This is a genomic window from Aquabacter sediminis (assembly GCF_028863665.1).
GTDB lineage: Bacteria > Pseudomonadota > Alphaproteobacteria > Rhizobiales > Xanthobacteraceae > L1I39.
The window spans coordinates 69,285-83,231 of record NZ_JARBFX010000001.1; the positions used below are offsets into that span (position 1 = coordinate 69,285).

Annotated in this window: 11 protein-coding genes; 4 read left to right on the top strand and 7 right to left on the bottom strand. The window is 68.1% G+C overall.

What is annotated here, in order from left to right; genetic code table 11:
- The first annotated feature begins 2 nt into the window (after positions 1 to 2).
- From PV781_RS00330 to PV781_RS00340, 3 genes are read left to right on the top strand one after another with little or no spacing between them, the layout of a single operon-like run.
- Positions 3 to 470: a (2Fe-2S)-binding protein gene (locus PV781_RS00330; protein WP_274773665.1), complete on the top strand. Its 468-nt coding sequence runs from the start codon at positions 3 to 5 to the stop codon at positions 468 to 470.
- Complete coding sequence (locus PV781_RS00335) at positions 467 to 2,575, top strand: xanthine dehydrogenase family protein molybdopterin-binding subunit (protein WP_274773666.1); 2,109 nt, start codon at positions 467 to 469, stop codon at positions 2,573 to 2,575. The genes PV781_RS00330 and PV781_RS00335 overlap by 4 nt, the downstream gene beginning before the upstream one ends.
- Positions 2,576 to 2,579: 4 nt before the next feature.
- Positions 2,580 to 3,269: a molybdate ABC transporter substrate-binding protein gene (locus tag PV781_RS00340; protein ID WP_274773667.1), complete on the top strand. Its 690-nt coding sequence runs from the start codon at positions 2,580 to 2,582 to the stop codon at positions 3,267 to 3,269.
- Positions 3,270 to 3,314: 45 nt separating this feature from the next.
- Here PV781_RS00340 and PV781_RS00345 read toward each other — a convergent pair whose 3' ends face one another.
- The 5 genes from PV781_RS00345 to ruvX all read right to left on the bottom strand — a co-directional run bounded on the left by PV781_RS00345 (position 3,315) and on the right by ruvX (position 10,893).
- A complete protein-coding gene (locus PV781_RS00345; protein WP_274773668.1) occupies positions 3,315 to 5,936 on the bottom strand; it encodes a plasma-membrane proton-efflux P-type ATPase in 2,622 nt (873 codons plus the stop codon).
- Between the two features lie 179 nt (positions 5,937 to 6,115).
- Positions 6,116 to 8,449, bottom strand: coding sequence for a DUF3141 domain-containing protein (locus tag PV781_RS00350; RefSeq protein ID WP_274773669.1), 2,334 nt, complete (start codon positions 8,447 to 8,449; stop codon positions 6,116 to 6,118).
- A 485-nt stretch (positions 8,450 to 8,934) separates the two neighbouring features.
- Entirely contained in the window at positions 8,935 to 9,090 is a 156-nt protein-coding gene (locus PV781_RS00355; protein ID WP_209100228.1) for a hypothetical protein, read from the bottom strand.
- Between the two features lie 77 nt (positions 9,091 to 9,167).
- Positions 9,168 to 10,268: an alpha-hydroxy acid oxidase gene (locus PV781_RS00360; protein WP_274773670.1), complete on the bottom strand. Its 1,101-nt coding sequence runs from the start codon at positions 10,266 to 10,268 to the stop codon at positions 9,168 to 9,170.
- Between the two features lie 100 nt (positions 10,269 to 10,368).
- Entirely contained in the window at positions 10,369 to 10,893 is a 525-nt protein-coding gene (gene ruvX / locus PV781_RS00365) for a Holliday junction resolvase RuvX (RefSeq protein WP_274773671.1), read from the bottom strand.
- A 111-nt stretch (positions 10,894 to 11,004) separates the two neighbouring features.
- Here ruvX and PV781_RS00370 point away from each other — a divergent pair, with 111 nt between their 5' ends.
- Positions 11,005 to 11,715 (top strand): metal-dependent hydrolase, encoded by a 711-nt coding sequence (locus PV781_RS00370; protein ID WP_274773672.1) that lies wholly within the window; start codon positions 11,005 to 11,007, stop codon positions 11,713 to 11,715.
- Positions 11,716 to 11,738: 23 nt separating this feature from the next.
- Here PV781_RS00370 and PV781_RS00375 read toward each other — a convergent pair whose 3' ends face one another.
- Positions 11,739 to 12,524, bottom strand: a complete 786-nt coding sequence (locus tag PV781_RS00375; protein ID WP_274773673.1) for an aminotransferase class IV — start codon at positions 12,522 to 12,524, stop codon at positions 11,739 to 11,741.
- A 10-nt stretch (positions 12,525 to 12,534) separates the two neighbouring features.
- Complete coding sequence (gene pabB, locus PV781_RS00380; RefSeq protein WP_274773674.1) at positions 12,535 to 13,929, bottom strand: aminodeoxychorismate synthase component I; 1,395 nt, start codon at positions 13,927 to 13,929, stop codon at positions 12,535 to 12,537.
- Between the last annotated feature and the right edge of the window lie 18 nt (positions 13,930 to 13,947).

The window sequence follows — 13,947 nt, forward strand, 5'->3', positions numbered from 1 at the left end:
CGATGGCCTGTCACGTCCTGCATGTGAATGGCGCGGACCGGCCCGTGGAGGCCGATCCGCAGTCCACCTTGCTCAGCGTCCTGCGTGGAGCGCTGGGATTGTCCGGCCCGCGCTTCGGCTGTGGCGAGGGGGAATGCGGCGCCTGCCGGGTGCTGGTGGACGGCGCCTGCATCACCGCCTGCGAGACCCCGCTCTGGGCGGTGGAAGGCAAGGAGGTCACCACCCTGGAAGGACTGGGGGACGAAACTCGCCCCCATCCGCTCCAGGCGGCCTTCCTGTCCGAACAGGCCATGCAATGCGGCTATTGCGTCTCGGGCATCATCATGTCGGCTGCGGCGCTGTTGTCTTCCAATCCCGATCCCACGGAGGACGAGGTGCGCCATGCCCTCGCCCGCAACCTGTGCCGGTGCGGCGCCCATAATCGGATGGTGCGGGCCATCCTGAAGGCGGCCGGGGAGATGCGGCCATGACCGGCCCGGCGCTTCCCGGAAGCCTGCGCACCAATCCCACGCTCGGCCGCTGGCTGCGCCTGACGCCCGATGGCCAGGTGCATGTCAGCCCCGGCAAGGTGGAGATCGGGCAGGGCATTCTCACCGCGCTTGCCACCATCGCCGCCGATGCGCTGGAGGTGGACCGTGCCCGCATCCGCATGGTGCCGCCGAGCACCGCCCACAGCCCCGACGAAGGGGTAACCTCCGGCAGCCTTTCGGTGCAGGACAGTGGCCGCGCTTTGCGCCATGTGGGGCGCGAGGTGCGCCAGATGCTGGTGGAGATGGCGGCCGTCCGCATGGGCGTTCGCCCAGAGGCGTGCCGGGTGGAGGATGGCATCGTCCGGGGACCGGGCAATGCCCATGTGAGCTACTTCGATCTCGCCGCCGATCTCTTCCTCGATCGGCCCGCAGCCCCCGAGAGTGCCAGCCCACTGCCGGTGCAGGCATACGAAGCCGGCGACCTGCCCCGGCTCGACACTCCAGACAAGGTCTTCGGCCGCGCCCGCTTCATCCACGATTTGCGTCTGCCCGGCATGCGCCACGGCCGCGTGGTGCGCCCGCTGCGCTCCGGCGCCCGGCTGGTGGACGTGCCCGACATCGACGATCTTTCGTCGGACGTTCAGATCGTGCGCGACGGGAATTTTCTGGGCGTCGTGGGCGGCACCGAGCAGAACCTTGACCGCGCCGCGGCGCGGCTGAAGGCGCGGGCGGTCTGGGAGGGCGGCATCGATCTTCCCGACGAGGCCGACCTGGCGGGCTGGCTCCGCTCTGCCCCCTGCGAGACCATGCTGGTGGATCGCCGGGAGGGCCCGGCCGATCGGACGGTGACGCGGACGCTGACGCGTCGCTTTTCCCGCCCCTTCATCGCCCACGCTGCCATCGCGCCCTGCTGCGCGCTGTCGCGATGGGACGGGGACCGGCTGGAGGTGTGGAGCCACAGCCAGGGCATCTTCATGCTCCGCGCCGACCTCGCGCGCACGTTTTCGCTGTCACCCGATCATGTGGTGGTCAACCACGTGGAGGGCGCCGGCTGCTATGGCCATAACGGCGCCGATGACGTGGCGCTCGATGCGGCGCTTCTCGCGCGCGCCTGCCCCGGTGAGCCGGTGCGGGTGCAGTGGACCCGGGAGGACGAGCTTGCCAACGCGCCCTTCGGCGCCGCCATGGCGGTGGAGATCGGCGTCGACCTCGATGGCGACGGCGAAGTCGTATCGTGGCGCCACGATGTGTGGAGCAATGGCCACAGCCTGCGGCCGGGCCGGGCGGCGACGCCCACCCTGTTGGCGGCAAGCGAGATCGCGGCGGGCTTTCCCCGGCCGGTCTCCATCAACATGCCGCTGGCCACCGGCGGAGGCTCCGACCGCAATGCGGTGCCGCTCTATGATTTCCCGGATTGGCGCATCACCAATCATCGGCTCCTGACCATGCCGGTGCGCACCTCGGCGCTGCGGGCGCTGGGGGCGTTCGCAAATGTCTTTGCCATCGAGCAGGTGATGGATGAACTGGCCCGCGAGCGCGGCGAGGACCCGTTGGCCTTTCGCCTGCGTCACCTGAAGGATCCGCGCGCCCTTGCCGTTCTTGAAGCGGTGGCGCGACGTTCGGGCTGGCCCTCGGGCCAGGGGGCGGGGGATGGGACGGGGCGTGGCATCGCCTATGCCCGCTACAAGAATACGGGCGCCTATTGCGCCGCGGTGGCGGACGTTCTGTGCGAGGAGGAGGTGCGCGTGAGGCGCCTCACCATCGCGGTGGACGTGGGCGAAGTCATCAGCCGGGACGGCGTCGCCAACCAGATCGAGGGCGGCGCGGTCCAGGCCACGAGCTGGGCCTTGAAGGAGGCGGTGCGGTTCGACCGGGAGGCGATCACCTCCCGCGCCTGGGCCACCTATCCGATCTTGACCTTCGCCGAAGTGCCGGCCGTGGACGTGGAGATCTGCACCCATCCGGGGGCTCCGCCTCTGGGGGCGGGCGAGGCTTCACAGGGGCCGACAGCGGCCGCCATCGCCAATGCGGTGTTCGATGCCATCGGCGTGCGGGTGCGGCACATGCCCATCACGCGCGATGCCATCCTTTCAGCCATGGAGTGATCCCGTGACGAGTTTGCGCGTACTGAGCGGCGGCGCCGCCCATGGGCTGGTGCGGAGCCTTGCCCCGGCCTTCAAGGAAAAGACCGGTCTCTCCGTGGATGGGGAGTTCGGCGCGGTCGGGGGCATGGCCACCCGCTTCCGCGAGGGCGATCCGGCGGATTTCCTGATCCTCACCCGCGCGCTCATCGAGGCGCTCGCCGCCGAGGGGCGCCTTGTGCCTGGCAGCATCACCGATGTGGGGCGCGTCGCCACCTGCGTGGCGGTGCCCGCCGGCCAGGCCCATCCCGATGTCCACACGCCCGAGGCCTTGAAGGCGGCCTGGCAGCGGGCGGAGAGCCTCTTTGTGCCGGACATGACAAAGTCCACCGCTGGCCAGCATGTGGCCAAGGTGCTGTCCATGCTCGGTCTTGCGGAGGAGATGGCGCCCCGCATTCGCGAGTTTCCGAACGGCGCCACCGCCATGGCCGCCCTTGCGGCGTCTGGCGCGCAAGGTGCCTTCGGCTGCACGCAGGCCACCGAAATCCTCGCCACCGACGGTCTCGACGTCATCGGCGAACTGCCCGGGCCGCTGGCGCTGACCTCCATGTATACGGCGGCGGTTGCGCTCTCCAGCCCACGCGCCGCTGAGGCCGCCCAGTTCATCGCCGCTCTTTCCAGCGCCTCCAACCGGGAAGACCTGGGCTTTTCGGTGTGAGCGGCCGGGCCGGTGCGTGCGGGGCGCACCGGCCCGTTTTCGCGATCAGGCCGGCCCGACGGGGCCGAGGGGTGCGTCGATGAGGCTGTGGGTGCGCTCGCGGCGCTCCACCATCCGGAAATAAAGCAGCTTCACCCCGTCCATGATGAGCGTCCAGGCGAGGCAATAGACCCAGACGACCCCGATCAGCAGCCAGGGCAGCGCCGGCATGAAGAGGCCATAGGCGCACATGAGGATGGCGAAGACCTGCGTGCCGAAGATGGCCGCCAGCACCGGCCAGCTTGGATAAGGCGGCCTGAACAGCGTGCCCTGCACCCGCGACACGAAGAACAAGAGGTGCCCGCCGGCGGCCAGCTGCAGGAACAGCATGGTCTGCACATGGGGCAGATCCATGGGCAGGATGGCGGTGAGCTCGGGACTACGCATCCAGAACATGCCGAGCATGACAATGCCGAAGCTCTGCACCAGCGCCATCAGGCCCATGATGGAGGAGAAGGAAATGATCCGGTGCATGTTCCACCGCACCGGCCGGTCCTGAACCTTCACATTGTCATAGGCGATGGTCATGATCGGGATGTCGTCAAGCAAGGCCTGGAACACGATCATGATCGCGGTGAGCGGCATGAAGTCGTAGACGAGATAGACCAGCACCACCACCAGCATGATGTTGATGGTCATGGCGATGCGGTAATAGATGTAGCTCGTGATGCGCTCGAAGATCGCGCGCGCTTCCATGATGGCATGGATGATGGTGGACAGGCCCGGCGCGGTGAGGATGAGGGCCGCCGCCCCCCGAGCTGCGTCCGTCGCCCCGCTCACCGCCACGCCGCAATCGGCCTGCTTGAGGGCAGGGGCATCGTTCACGCCGTCGCCGGTCATGGCCACGATATGGCCGCGCTCCTGCAGGGCCTTCACGATGGCAAACTTGTGCTCGGGGAAGACGCGCCCGAAGCCATCCGCCACTTCCACTGCGCGGGCGGTGTCGATGGCGATGCGCTCGGGGCTCTCGTCCTTGCCGAACACGTCGCTGGCCACCAGGAGCCGGTCGCCGAGCCCCAATTGGCGGGAAATCTCGCCGCCAATGGCCACGTCGTCGCCGGTGACCATCTTCACCGTCACGCCCAGTTCCTTCGCCCGCGCGATGGTGGCGGCGGCGTCGGGCCGGGGCGGGTCCAGCATGGGCAGGAGGCCGAGCAGGGTCCAGTTCGTGCCATCGGTGGAACGGGCAACGCCGAGGGCGCGGGTGCCGGAGCGGGCCAGGGTCTCCACCGTGCCGAAATAGGCGCGCGCCGCGTCGCCTTCTGTGAGGCCGCACAGGCTGGCGATGGCCTGCGGGGCGCCCTTGGCCACATGGATCACCTGTCCGTCCGGCCCCCGGTGGCTGGCCGTGGTCTTCTTGTTGACGGGATCGAAGGGGGTGAAATCCACGGGCACATAGGTGGCGAGCACAGAGGCATTCGCCGCCGCGAGCACGGCCTTGTCGATGGCGTCGTCGCTTTGGCGCTGGGAGGCGAGGGCGGCGGCCAGCACGAGATCGTCCGCCTTGGCATCGCCGAACGGAATGGCCGGCTGGAGCGTCAATTGGTTCAGCGTCAGGGTGCCCGTTTTGTCCGAACACAGGATGTCCACGCCCGCCAGTTCCTCGATGGCGGACAGGCGCGAGACGATGGCCTTCTGCTTCGACAAGGCGAGCGCGCCCAGCGCCATGGTCACCGACATGACGGCCGGCGTCGCCACCGGCACCGAGGCCACCAGCAGCACCAGCACCAGCTGTACGATGGAGCCCGCATGGCTCCATTCCCAGTGCCCATCTGCACCGATGTCCCGCCAGACCTGCGCGAACACCAGCACCAGGGCCAGGGCAGCCGACAGGATGATGAGGAAGTCCCCCATCTGGATGACCGCCTTCTCCGCATGGGATTTCGCCCCCGCGCTCGCCACGAGGCGGGCGGTGCGACCGAAGAAGGTGGCGTTGCCGGTGGCGGTGACCAGCCCGGTCATGGTCCCCTGGCGCACGATGGAGCCGGAATAGGCGCTATCGCCCACCGCCTTTGAGACGGGCAGGGATTCCCCCGTCAGCGCCGCCTGGTCGACGGAGAGATACTTCCCTTCCACCAGCAGGAGGTCCGCCGGCAGCGTCTCCCCACCGGCCACGCTCACCACGTCACCGGGGACAAGCTCCGCCGTGTCGATGGTGACCCACGCCCCGTCGCGCAGCGCCCGCGCCTTCAAAGCGAGGCTTTGCTTGAGCGCGGCGAGCGCGCTTGCCGCCTTGCTGTCCTGCCAGAAGCCGACGACCGCATTGTAGAGCAGGAGCCCCATCACCACGGCAAAGTCCGGCCAGTCGAAGCGGATGAGCGAGAGCAGGGCGGCGGCCTCGATCATCCAGGGGATCGGCCCCCAGAAATAGCCGACCAGCTTCTCCCACTTGCCCTCTTCCTTCGCCTCGATGGCGTTGGGGCCGTATTTTTCCTGCCGGGCTTTCACCTCCGCGCCGGGCAAGCCCCTGGGGGTGCTGTCCAGCTCCTTGAATTTGGCCGCGATGGCAGGCGCGTCGAGGCGGGTGATGCCCGCAGTGCTTCCCGCTGGCGCGGATGCTGCCGGCTTTGAGTCGGGGGGGGCCTCCCTTGGCGCCTGAACGCCCGGCGCCGCCAATGTCTGTGACATGTCCGCCTCTCATTTCCGCTGCCGCAAAGCCACGCTTGCGCATGCTCCCTGAAGCGGTGCGGCCGTGAATTGACCTTGCTCAAGCGCCTGTCCCGGACGCGACATTCCGGCGGGACCCACCGCGCCCAGACGGGTCGGGCGGAATGGTCCCGCCCTTGGGCCGGGATCCACGTTCCGGGCTATTCCGCCGCGCTGGTCAGCGCCGGCAGGCCAGAAGCTGCGTCCGGTCCTGCGTCCAGGGGCGCCGGGACGGCGAGAAGTGCCGCCAAGCTCTCGATGCGCTGGCGCGCGGCGACAGGAAGGGGACCCGAAGCCCGCGCGATGTCGCGCGTCGTCTCCAGCAGCAGGCTTCGCTCTGCGGGGGCAGGCACCAGGCCGGCAATCGCCTCAATGGCGGCCTCGCGCTCGAGAAGCATGATGTAGAACTGCTCCCGCACCAGGTGCTTGAAGGCGGCGATGGGCATCTGCATCAGATGCTCGCGCACCTCGTTCAGCGCCTGGGCACTGCGCTCGTCCAGCACGCGCTCGGCCGAGCCCACGAAGAGGACCGCGCGCAGCAGCGCCTCGTTGAATCCGCCGCTCGTGACGCGTGCGCGGAAGGCCGCCATCTTGTGCTCCCGGAATGCCCGCTTTTCGGGCGAGACGGGCGGCAGATCTCGGAGCTTCTCCTCGGCCGTCATGCCAAGCGCCGCCTGGAGCAGAGGAGAGCCGTAAAGCGCGAAGAAGCTCGCCTCCACCCAACGGTCCCGCAGGTCGCGCCACGTATCGAGCGCGCGGGTGATCTGGTCGGACGCCTGCGTTTGCGCCACCAGGAAGGGATTGTCGGCCTCCACGGGCCGCCGGTCCGCCTTCACGGCCTCCGCGGCGGGGGCGAGGCCCTTCATGAAGGGGTTGCTGTCGGCGAACAGCCTGTAACTCAGCCGCAAGGGGTTGGCCTTGAACAGGAGATCCGCCATCTGCGGTGTGGCGAGTGCCCGCACCACCGGTTGGAGGAACGTGCGGTAGAGTGCGAGATTGATCTGCGACACCCGGCGCACCGCCTCGAACGCGCGATCATCCTCCACGCTGTTGCGGCCATAGGCGCGAATGTCGTCCAGGGAGCGCAGTTCGAAGCGGCTGTGCCAGGCATGGCCGCCCGCCGCCACCTCCTCGGCGCTGGCTGGCGAGATGACCAACTCGTAAAGGCCCGGTGGCAGGCAATCCACCAGATCCATCAGGCGCACCATTTCCTCGTCTTCCTTCGCGCCCACCTTGGCGGAGACGAAGATGGCGAGGTGGCCCACTTTCTGGTTCATGCAATAGACGATGGTGCGCCCCTCGGCGCGGATGTCGTCCACATCCTTGTAGAGATCCAGGATCCAGCCCAGCGTCTGAGGCGGAGGGCTGATATTGTCGCCGAGCGAGGTGAAGACGATCACCGGCGAAGAGATGTTGCGCAGGTCGAAAGCCGATCCATCGCTGGCGCGGATGGCGTTGCGGGTGAGCTTGTCGCCGATGAACATCTCGTCCACCAGGAACTGGATCTCATCGCCATTCAGCGTGATGAAATCGCCCCACCATTTCTCGAACGAGAGATAACGCGGCCCCTCCGTGTCGATCGCCGCATAGACCTCATATTGCTTGCCCCACAGCCAGTTGGCCGGGTTGAGGCTGTCGAAATTGAGGATCAGCCAAGTGCCGTCGAACTTGCCCTTGCCCAGGTCGCTCACCAGCGCGGTCAGCCAGCTGCCGCCCAGGAGCCCGCCGGAATAGCGCATGGGATTCTTGCCATGCTCGCCCTGCCAGTAGGACATGGGCGAGCCGGCCACCATGCAGGGGCCGAACAGGTCCGGCCGCAACATGGCGACCATCAAGGTCTGGTAGCCGGCCTGGCAATTGCCGATGGCGAAGGGCGGGGGCGCATCGGGATGGAGGAGCGCCACCTGCTCGAAAAAGGCCACCTGCCCTTCCACCACATCGAGAAAGGTCTGGCTGGGCTCGGGATCGGCGGAAAAGGCGATGAAATAGACCGGGTGCCCATTCGCGAGTGCCTCACCGATCTCGCTCTCGGTCTTGAAGCCGCCGATGCCGGGTCCTTGCCCGGCGCGGGGGTCCACCACCACGACGGGGCGCTTGGTGGGGTCCACCTCCACCCCCGGCGGGGGAATGATGCGCGTGAGGGAATAATTGATGGGCCGCGGCAAGGCACGCCCGCTGGCGATCACCTCATGATCGAAGCTGAGCACCGTGGCGGTGGGCCGGGACGTGATCTCCTCCTGCTGGTTGCCGCGCTGGCGCAGAAGGTCCGCAAAGAGAATGGAGCGCTGCCAGCCATCCTGGACATAAGCCCCGAATGGGTTGCCCGCCAAATGCGGCAGGGCGCCGGCATGGGAAAAGGCGAGCGGCGCGCCACTTGCCGGCTTCGCCCAGGCATCGACGAACGCTTTGAAGGGGGGCAGGGCCTTCGCGGTGGGGAACCAGGCCGCCGGATCGAAGGGAGAAGGGAGGCCTGAGGGTGGGATCTGCGCGCCCATGGATCGCTCCTGCTGTCCGCCCGCGCCTGAGGCGGGGACGGGCGAGACCGCGATTCACCTGCCGTGTCACGGACCCCGCCGACCAACTGGCGCGTCGCCAAGCAGTTGGTCTTTGATAGGCGTGGTCAGCGGACGCGTCGTGTGTCGCCTCTCGATTGCACGGGCGAACGGTAGGAGGGCTTGAACTTTGCAGCAATTCCGCAGAACTACGGCATGCGACTGCTGCTGCGCTGCATTTCAAACGATTACAAAGGAAGCCGCGAAGGGCGGGCGGTCGTTATTGGGCCGTGACCAGACGGAACCATTGCTTTGCTTTCACAAACAAAATCCACCTTGGGCGCCTGGGGGGGCGTTGTTGCGCCGCACCGGAAGGGGACGGAAGGGAGGGGCGCCGGGAGATGGGCCGGGAGCCCGTCAAGCAGCGGACGCTGGCGCGCGCGGCACAGGCGCGGGGCGTGAATGCCCCGCGGTATTAATTTGGACGGTCAGCGCGAGGGCGGATCGACCTTCACACCGTTCGGTCCCACCTCGATCTGAAGCGAGCGCTCGTCCTTCTCGTGCTCCTGATAGGTCTGGTAGGCGAAATAGCCTCCGGCCACCACCAGGACAGCGATGATGGCGTAAAGACCGGTGCGGCTCATAGCGAAGTCTCCGTTTGTTTCGCTTGAGAAACGCACAGCCAAGCATCCGGTTCCGGAGAAAATGGCCAAGCTGAAAATCACATGTGGACAGGCATCGGCGGCCAAAGCACGGAGCGATCCACTTGCGCGAGGGTCGTGCGGCCGGTGAGGGCCATGGCCACTTCAAGCTCAGCCCGCAGCAGATGCAGGACATGGGCAACACCGGGCGCGCCCGCAGCCGCCAGCCCATGCAGGCACGGTCGGCCGACGAGCACCGCCCGCGCGCCGAGTGCCAGGGCCTTCACGACGTCCGTGCCGCGCCGGATCCCGCCATCCATCAAGACGGGCACGGCCCCGGCCACCGCCTCCGCCACGTGCGGGAGAGCGTCGATCGCGGCGGGGACGGTGTCGAGGACCCGGCCGCCATGGTTGGAGACGATGAGACCATCCATCCCCATCGCCACCGCGCGGCGGGCGTCGTCGGGATGGATAATGCCCTTCAGCAGGATCGGCAGACGGCACGCCTCCCGCAGCCAGCCCAGGTCACTCCAGCCGGGCACGGCATCCAGCCCGCCATTGAAGACGGGTACCTCGCCCATGGCGGCGGGAGAGGGCGTGGGCAGAGGAGGCAGCCCCTTCAGGTGCATCGCTTCCACGTCCGGCGGCAGGCGGAAGCCGCCCCTCTCCTCGCGGTTACGCAGGCTCACCGGCGCATCCACGGTCACCACCAAGGCGCGGCAGCCGGCCGCCTCGGCCCGCTGCACCAGATGTTGGGTCACACCCCGGTCTGGATGCATGTAGAGCTGGAACCAGAGTGGTGCGGTGGCCAAGGCAGCGATGTCCTCCACCGCCACGCTCGCCTGGGTGCTGACGACCATGACGGCGCCCATCACTCCCGCGCCTTGGGCGGTCGCCCGCTCGCCTTCTGGATGGACCAGGCGGTGATAGGCGGTGGGTGCCACGAGAATGGGATGGGGCAAGTCCAGCCCGAGCAGTTCCAGGCGCGTGTTCGCCCCTCTGAGGTCGGGCAGCACCCGGGGCGCGAGGCGGATGCGATCGAAAGCGGCGCGGTTCTCCCGCAACGTGATTTCATCGGCCGCGCCGCCCTCCAGATAGGCCTGCACGGCCCCGTCCAGGCGCGCCAGCGCGAGGCGTTCATAATCGGCGAGGCAGACCGGGATGAAGGGCGCCGCGGCCATGGCTAGGGGCGGACGGCTCGCGTCCCGTTATGGGACAGGAGGTCGCTCGGGGCGAACATGTGGCGGACAAACGCGGAGCGAATCGCGGGCGCGCGCATGTTCATGCTTCAGCCTGGCGTGCGGCCTGCTGGGCGAGAAAATCCAGCGCGCCCTGCAGGATGAAGAGAGCCGCGTGCTGGTCGATGACCGCCGCCCGCTTGGCCCGGCTGACATCCGCCTGGATCAGCGCCCGCTCCACTGCGGCGGTGGACAGGCGCTCGTCCCACAGGGCGATGGGGCAGGCGGTGAGGCGGGCAAAATTGCGGGCAAAGGCACGGCTCGCCTGGGCGCGGGGGCCTTCCGTACCGTCCATGTTGAGGGGAAGGCCGAGGACGAAAGCCACCACCTTGCGGTCATGCGCCAGGTGCAGCAGGCGCTGAGCATCGGCGGTGAATTTTGTGCGCTTCACCGTCTCCACCACGGTCGCCAGCCGACGGTCCGGATCGCAGGCGGCAACGCCGATGGTCTTGGTGCCAAGATCGAGGCCGATCAAGCTGCCGCGCGGCGCAAGCAACGGCGCCAGATCCGCCAGGGGGACGACGGGGGCGGGCTGCGTGGAGGGCGTCGGAACAATCTGATCGGACATGGCCTTGGCTACCATGGATGGGGTGGGCTCGCCACCGGCGCGAGATGCGTTGCGCCGCAGCCGGCCTTTCGGCATGCTCCGCCCGCCGTTCACCACCGAAAGAGGCACCTCATGAAAATTACCTGGTTCGGCCACGCCGCGTTCCGCCTGGATTTCGCGGAGAAGGTGGTGCTCTTCGATCCCTTCTTCACCGGCAATCCGGCCTTTGTGAGCGACAAGGCCAAGGCAGCCGAGGGCGTGACGCACATCCTCCTAACTCACGGTCATGGCGACCATATCGGAGACACGGTTTCCATCGTGAAGGCCGCCGAGGCGGCAGGCCGGACGGTCAAGGTGGTGGCCAATCCCGAAGTGTGCGCCTATCTGGGCGGGGAGGGCCTCAGCGCCTTCGAGATGATGAACACCGGCGGCACCGTGGAGATGGGCGGCTTCAGCGCCACCTTCGTGCGGGCGGACCATTCCTCGGGCGGCGGCGGCGCCAACCCGACCTATCTCGGCAATCCCAACGGCATCATCGTGAAGGCGCCGGGCGAACCGACGGTCTGGCATCTGGGAGATACCGACCTGTTCTCCGACATGGCCCTCATCAGCGAGATCCATGCGCCCGACGTGGCCTTCGTGCCCATCGGCGACCGCTTCACCATGGGACCCGCCACGGCGGCCTTGGCGGTGAAGCGGTTCATCACGGCCAAGACCGTGGTGCCCTGCCACTACGCCACGTTCGGCCTGCTGATCCAGGATCCGGCGCCGTTCGTGGACGCGTTGAAGGACGGCCCGGCCAAGGTGGTCATCCCGCCCAAGGGCGAGGCCTTTACCGCTTGAGCCGGCGCGCCGGCTGCCGGTCGTCAGATGACGGCCTGCCGCAGCCGGTCGGCCATGGTTGCGGAAAGCAGGGGGCGGTCCTCGATGGAGACAATGGAGCGGATGCCGAGGCTGGACGTCAAAAACGCCTCCTCGGCCCGCTCCAGGTCCGCGAGGGTGAGACTGTGCTCGCGCCCGCCCGCCGCCAGCACCTCCCGACGCAGGATGCCGGGAAGCGCGCCTTCGGTCAGGGGGGGCGTCACCAGGTGGCCGTCCAGGATCACGAACAGGTTCGCATAGGTGCCCTCCGCAACCCGGCCCTGCGTGTTCAGAAGCAACGCATCGTCATAGCCGCGCGCCGCCGCCTCCTGCCGCGCGATGATGTTGTCCAGATAGTTCAGGGATTTGATACGCACCAGCGGGGAGAATTCGTTGCGGCGCGTGCGCTGTGAGAGGCACAGACGCGCTGGCGGCATCGGCGCCGGCAAGGGCGCCGCGGCGATCACGAGCGTAGGACGGGCATCCGCCGGGGGCAGGATGCCGCGAGGACCCACGCCCCGGCTCAGCGTCAGCCGCACCACCGCATCCAGCAATCGGTTTGCACCGAGCACCGCAGCAATGGCGGCGCCCAGATCGAGGTGCGGCACCGGCAGGGCGAGCACCTGCGCTCCCTCTCGCAGCCGTGCAAAATGGCGGTCCTGGCGCAGCACGCGGCCGCCGACAGCCTTCATGGTCTCGAACAGGCCGTCGCCGAGGGTGAAGCCGCGATCCTGCGGGGAAATGGCGGCGGCATCAGCCTCCACCAACCCATCGTTCAGCCAGATCAACATGGTCGTCTCCTCAGGGGCGCGGACCCGCCACGGCGCGCAGGAGCGGAGCGATCTTCACCATGCTCTCCTCATACTCGGCGGCCGGATCGGAATCGGCGACGATGCCTCCGCCCGCCTGCGCCATGACCGTGTCGCCGACCCGTACCAAGGTGCGGATGACGATGGAGGAATCCATGGCTCCGTCAAAGCCGATCCAGGCGATGGCCCCGCAATAGACGCCGCGCGGGGCGGGCTCCAGTTCGTGGATGATCTCCATGGCCCGGATCTTGGGCGCGCCCGTGATGGACCCGCCGGGAAACGTGGCCCGCAGCAGGTCCACGGGGCCCAGCCCCTCGCGCAACCGCGCGCGGACCACCGAAACAAGGTGATGGACGGAGGCGAAGGTCTCCAGTCCGTTCAGGACTGGAACGGTCACGCTGCCCAGTTCCGCCACGCGGCCGAGATCGTTGCGCATGAGGTCGACGATCATCAGATTCTCGGCGCGGTCCTTGGCACTTTGCGAAAGGTCCGCCGCGAACGCCGCATCCTGCCATGGATCGGGATGGCGGGGGCGCGTGCCCTTGATGGGGCGCGTCTCCACCCAGCGATCGGCGTCAAGGCTGAGGAAGCGCTCCGGAGAGGCGCTCGCCACCGCCATGGCACGACCGCAGGTGAGGAGGGCGGCGAAGGGGGCAGGGGAAAGCGCGCGCAGCCGCGCATAAAGCCCGCGATCATTCAGGCCCACCGGCATGGGCGCGGTGAAGCGCTGGGTGATGTTGGCCTGGAAAACGTCGCCGGCGCAGATATAGGCGATGGTCCGGGCGATACGCTCTTCCACCTCGGCCCGGCCGAGATCCGGGTGCCAGGCGCTTTGTGGCCCCCAGTCGGGCGCGGCCGGGGTCTCGCTGGCACCAGAGAGGCGGTGGAGGAAGCCGTGGGCGCGCATTGCCGCGCGGCGGGCACGGGCGATCGGGTCTGTCTCCGGCGCGCCGCTTGAGATCACATAGGCCGCTTCCTCCTGGTGATCGAAGGCGATGACGGTGTCATAGAGCCCCATGACCATTTCCGGCTGGCCGGGACCCACCATGTGGGGGGGCGGCAGCCGCTCCAGGTGCCGGCCCAACTCATAGCCGAGAAAGCCAACGGCGCCGGTCCGGAACGGAACGGGGCAGGGACCATCGGGGGGCGGCACGGCGGCAAGCTCGCGCTCGAGCACCGAAAACGGATCGCCGGGCACCACCTCCCCGTCCACCATCACGCCACGGCCGGTGGCAACGATCAGGCGGTAGGGCTCCGCTGCGATATAGGAATAGCGCCCACGCGGACCGTCTGGGGCGCAGCTTTGCAGCAGGGCCGCGACGGGCTCATCCGCAAATGCCGCGAAGGCTGCGGCGGGATCGGTATAGGCGATGGGAACGACGCGCACGTGTCAAAACTTTTTCCC

What these genes read in the sequence shown, in the direction of transcription:
- PV781_RS00330 (WP_274773665.1), top strand. Translation starts at nt 3, where the DNA reads ATGGCCTGTCACGTCCTGCATGTGAATGGCGCGGACCGGCCCGTGGAG.
- PV781_RS00335 (WP_274773666.1), top strand. Translation starts at nt 467, where the DNA reads ATGACCGGCCCGGCGCTTCCCGGAAGCCTGCGCACCAATCCCACGCTC.
- PV781_RS00345 (WP_274773668.1), bottom strand. Translation starts at nt 5,936, where the DNA reads ATGTCACAGACATTGGCGGCGCCGGGCGTTCAGGCGCCAAGGGAGGCC.
- PV781_RS00350 (WP_274773669.1), bottom strand. Translation starts at nt 8,449, where the DNA reads ATGGGCGCGCAGATCCCACCCTCAGGCCTCCCTTCTCCCTTCGATCCG.
- PV781_RS00355 (WP_209100228.1), bottom strand. Translation starts at nt 9,090, where the DNA reads ATGAGCCGCACCGGTCTTTACGCCATCATCGCTGTCCTGGTGGTGGCC.
- PV781_RS00360 (WP_274773670.1), bottom strand. Translation starts at nt 10,268, where the DNA reads ATGGCCGCGGCGCCCTTCATCCCGGTCTGCCTCGCCGATTATGAACGC.
- ruvX (WP_274773671.1), bottom strand. Translation starts at nt 10,893, where the DNA reads ATGTCCGATCAGATTGTTCCGACGCCCTCCACGCAGCCCGCCCCCGTC.
- PV781_RS00370 (WP_274773672.1), top strand. Translation starts at nt 11,005, where the DNA reads ATGAAAATTACCTGGTTCGGCCACGCCGCGTTCCGCCTGGATTTCGCG.
- PV781_RS00375 (WP_274773673.1), bottom strand. Translation starts at nt 12,524, where the DNA reads ATGTTGATCTGGCTGAACGATGGGTTGGTGGAGGCTGATGCCGCCGCC.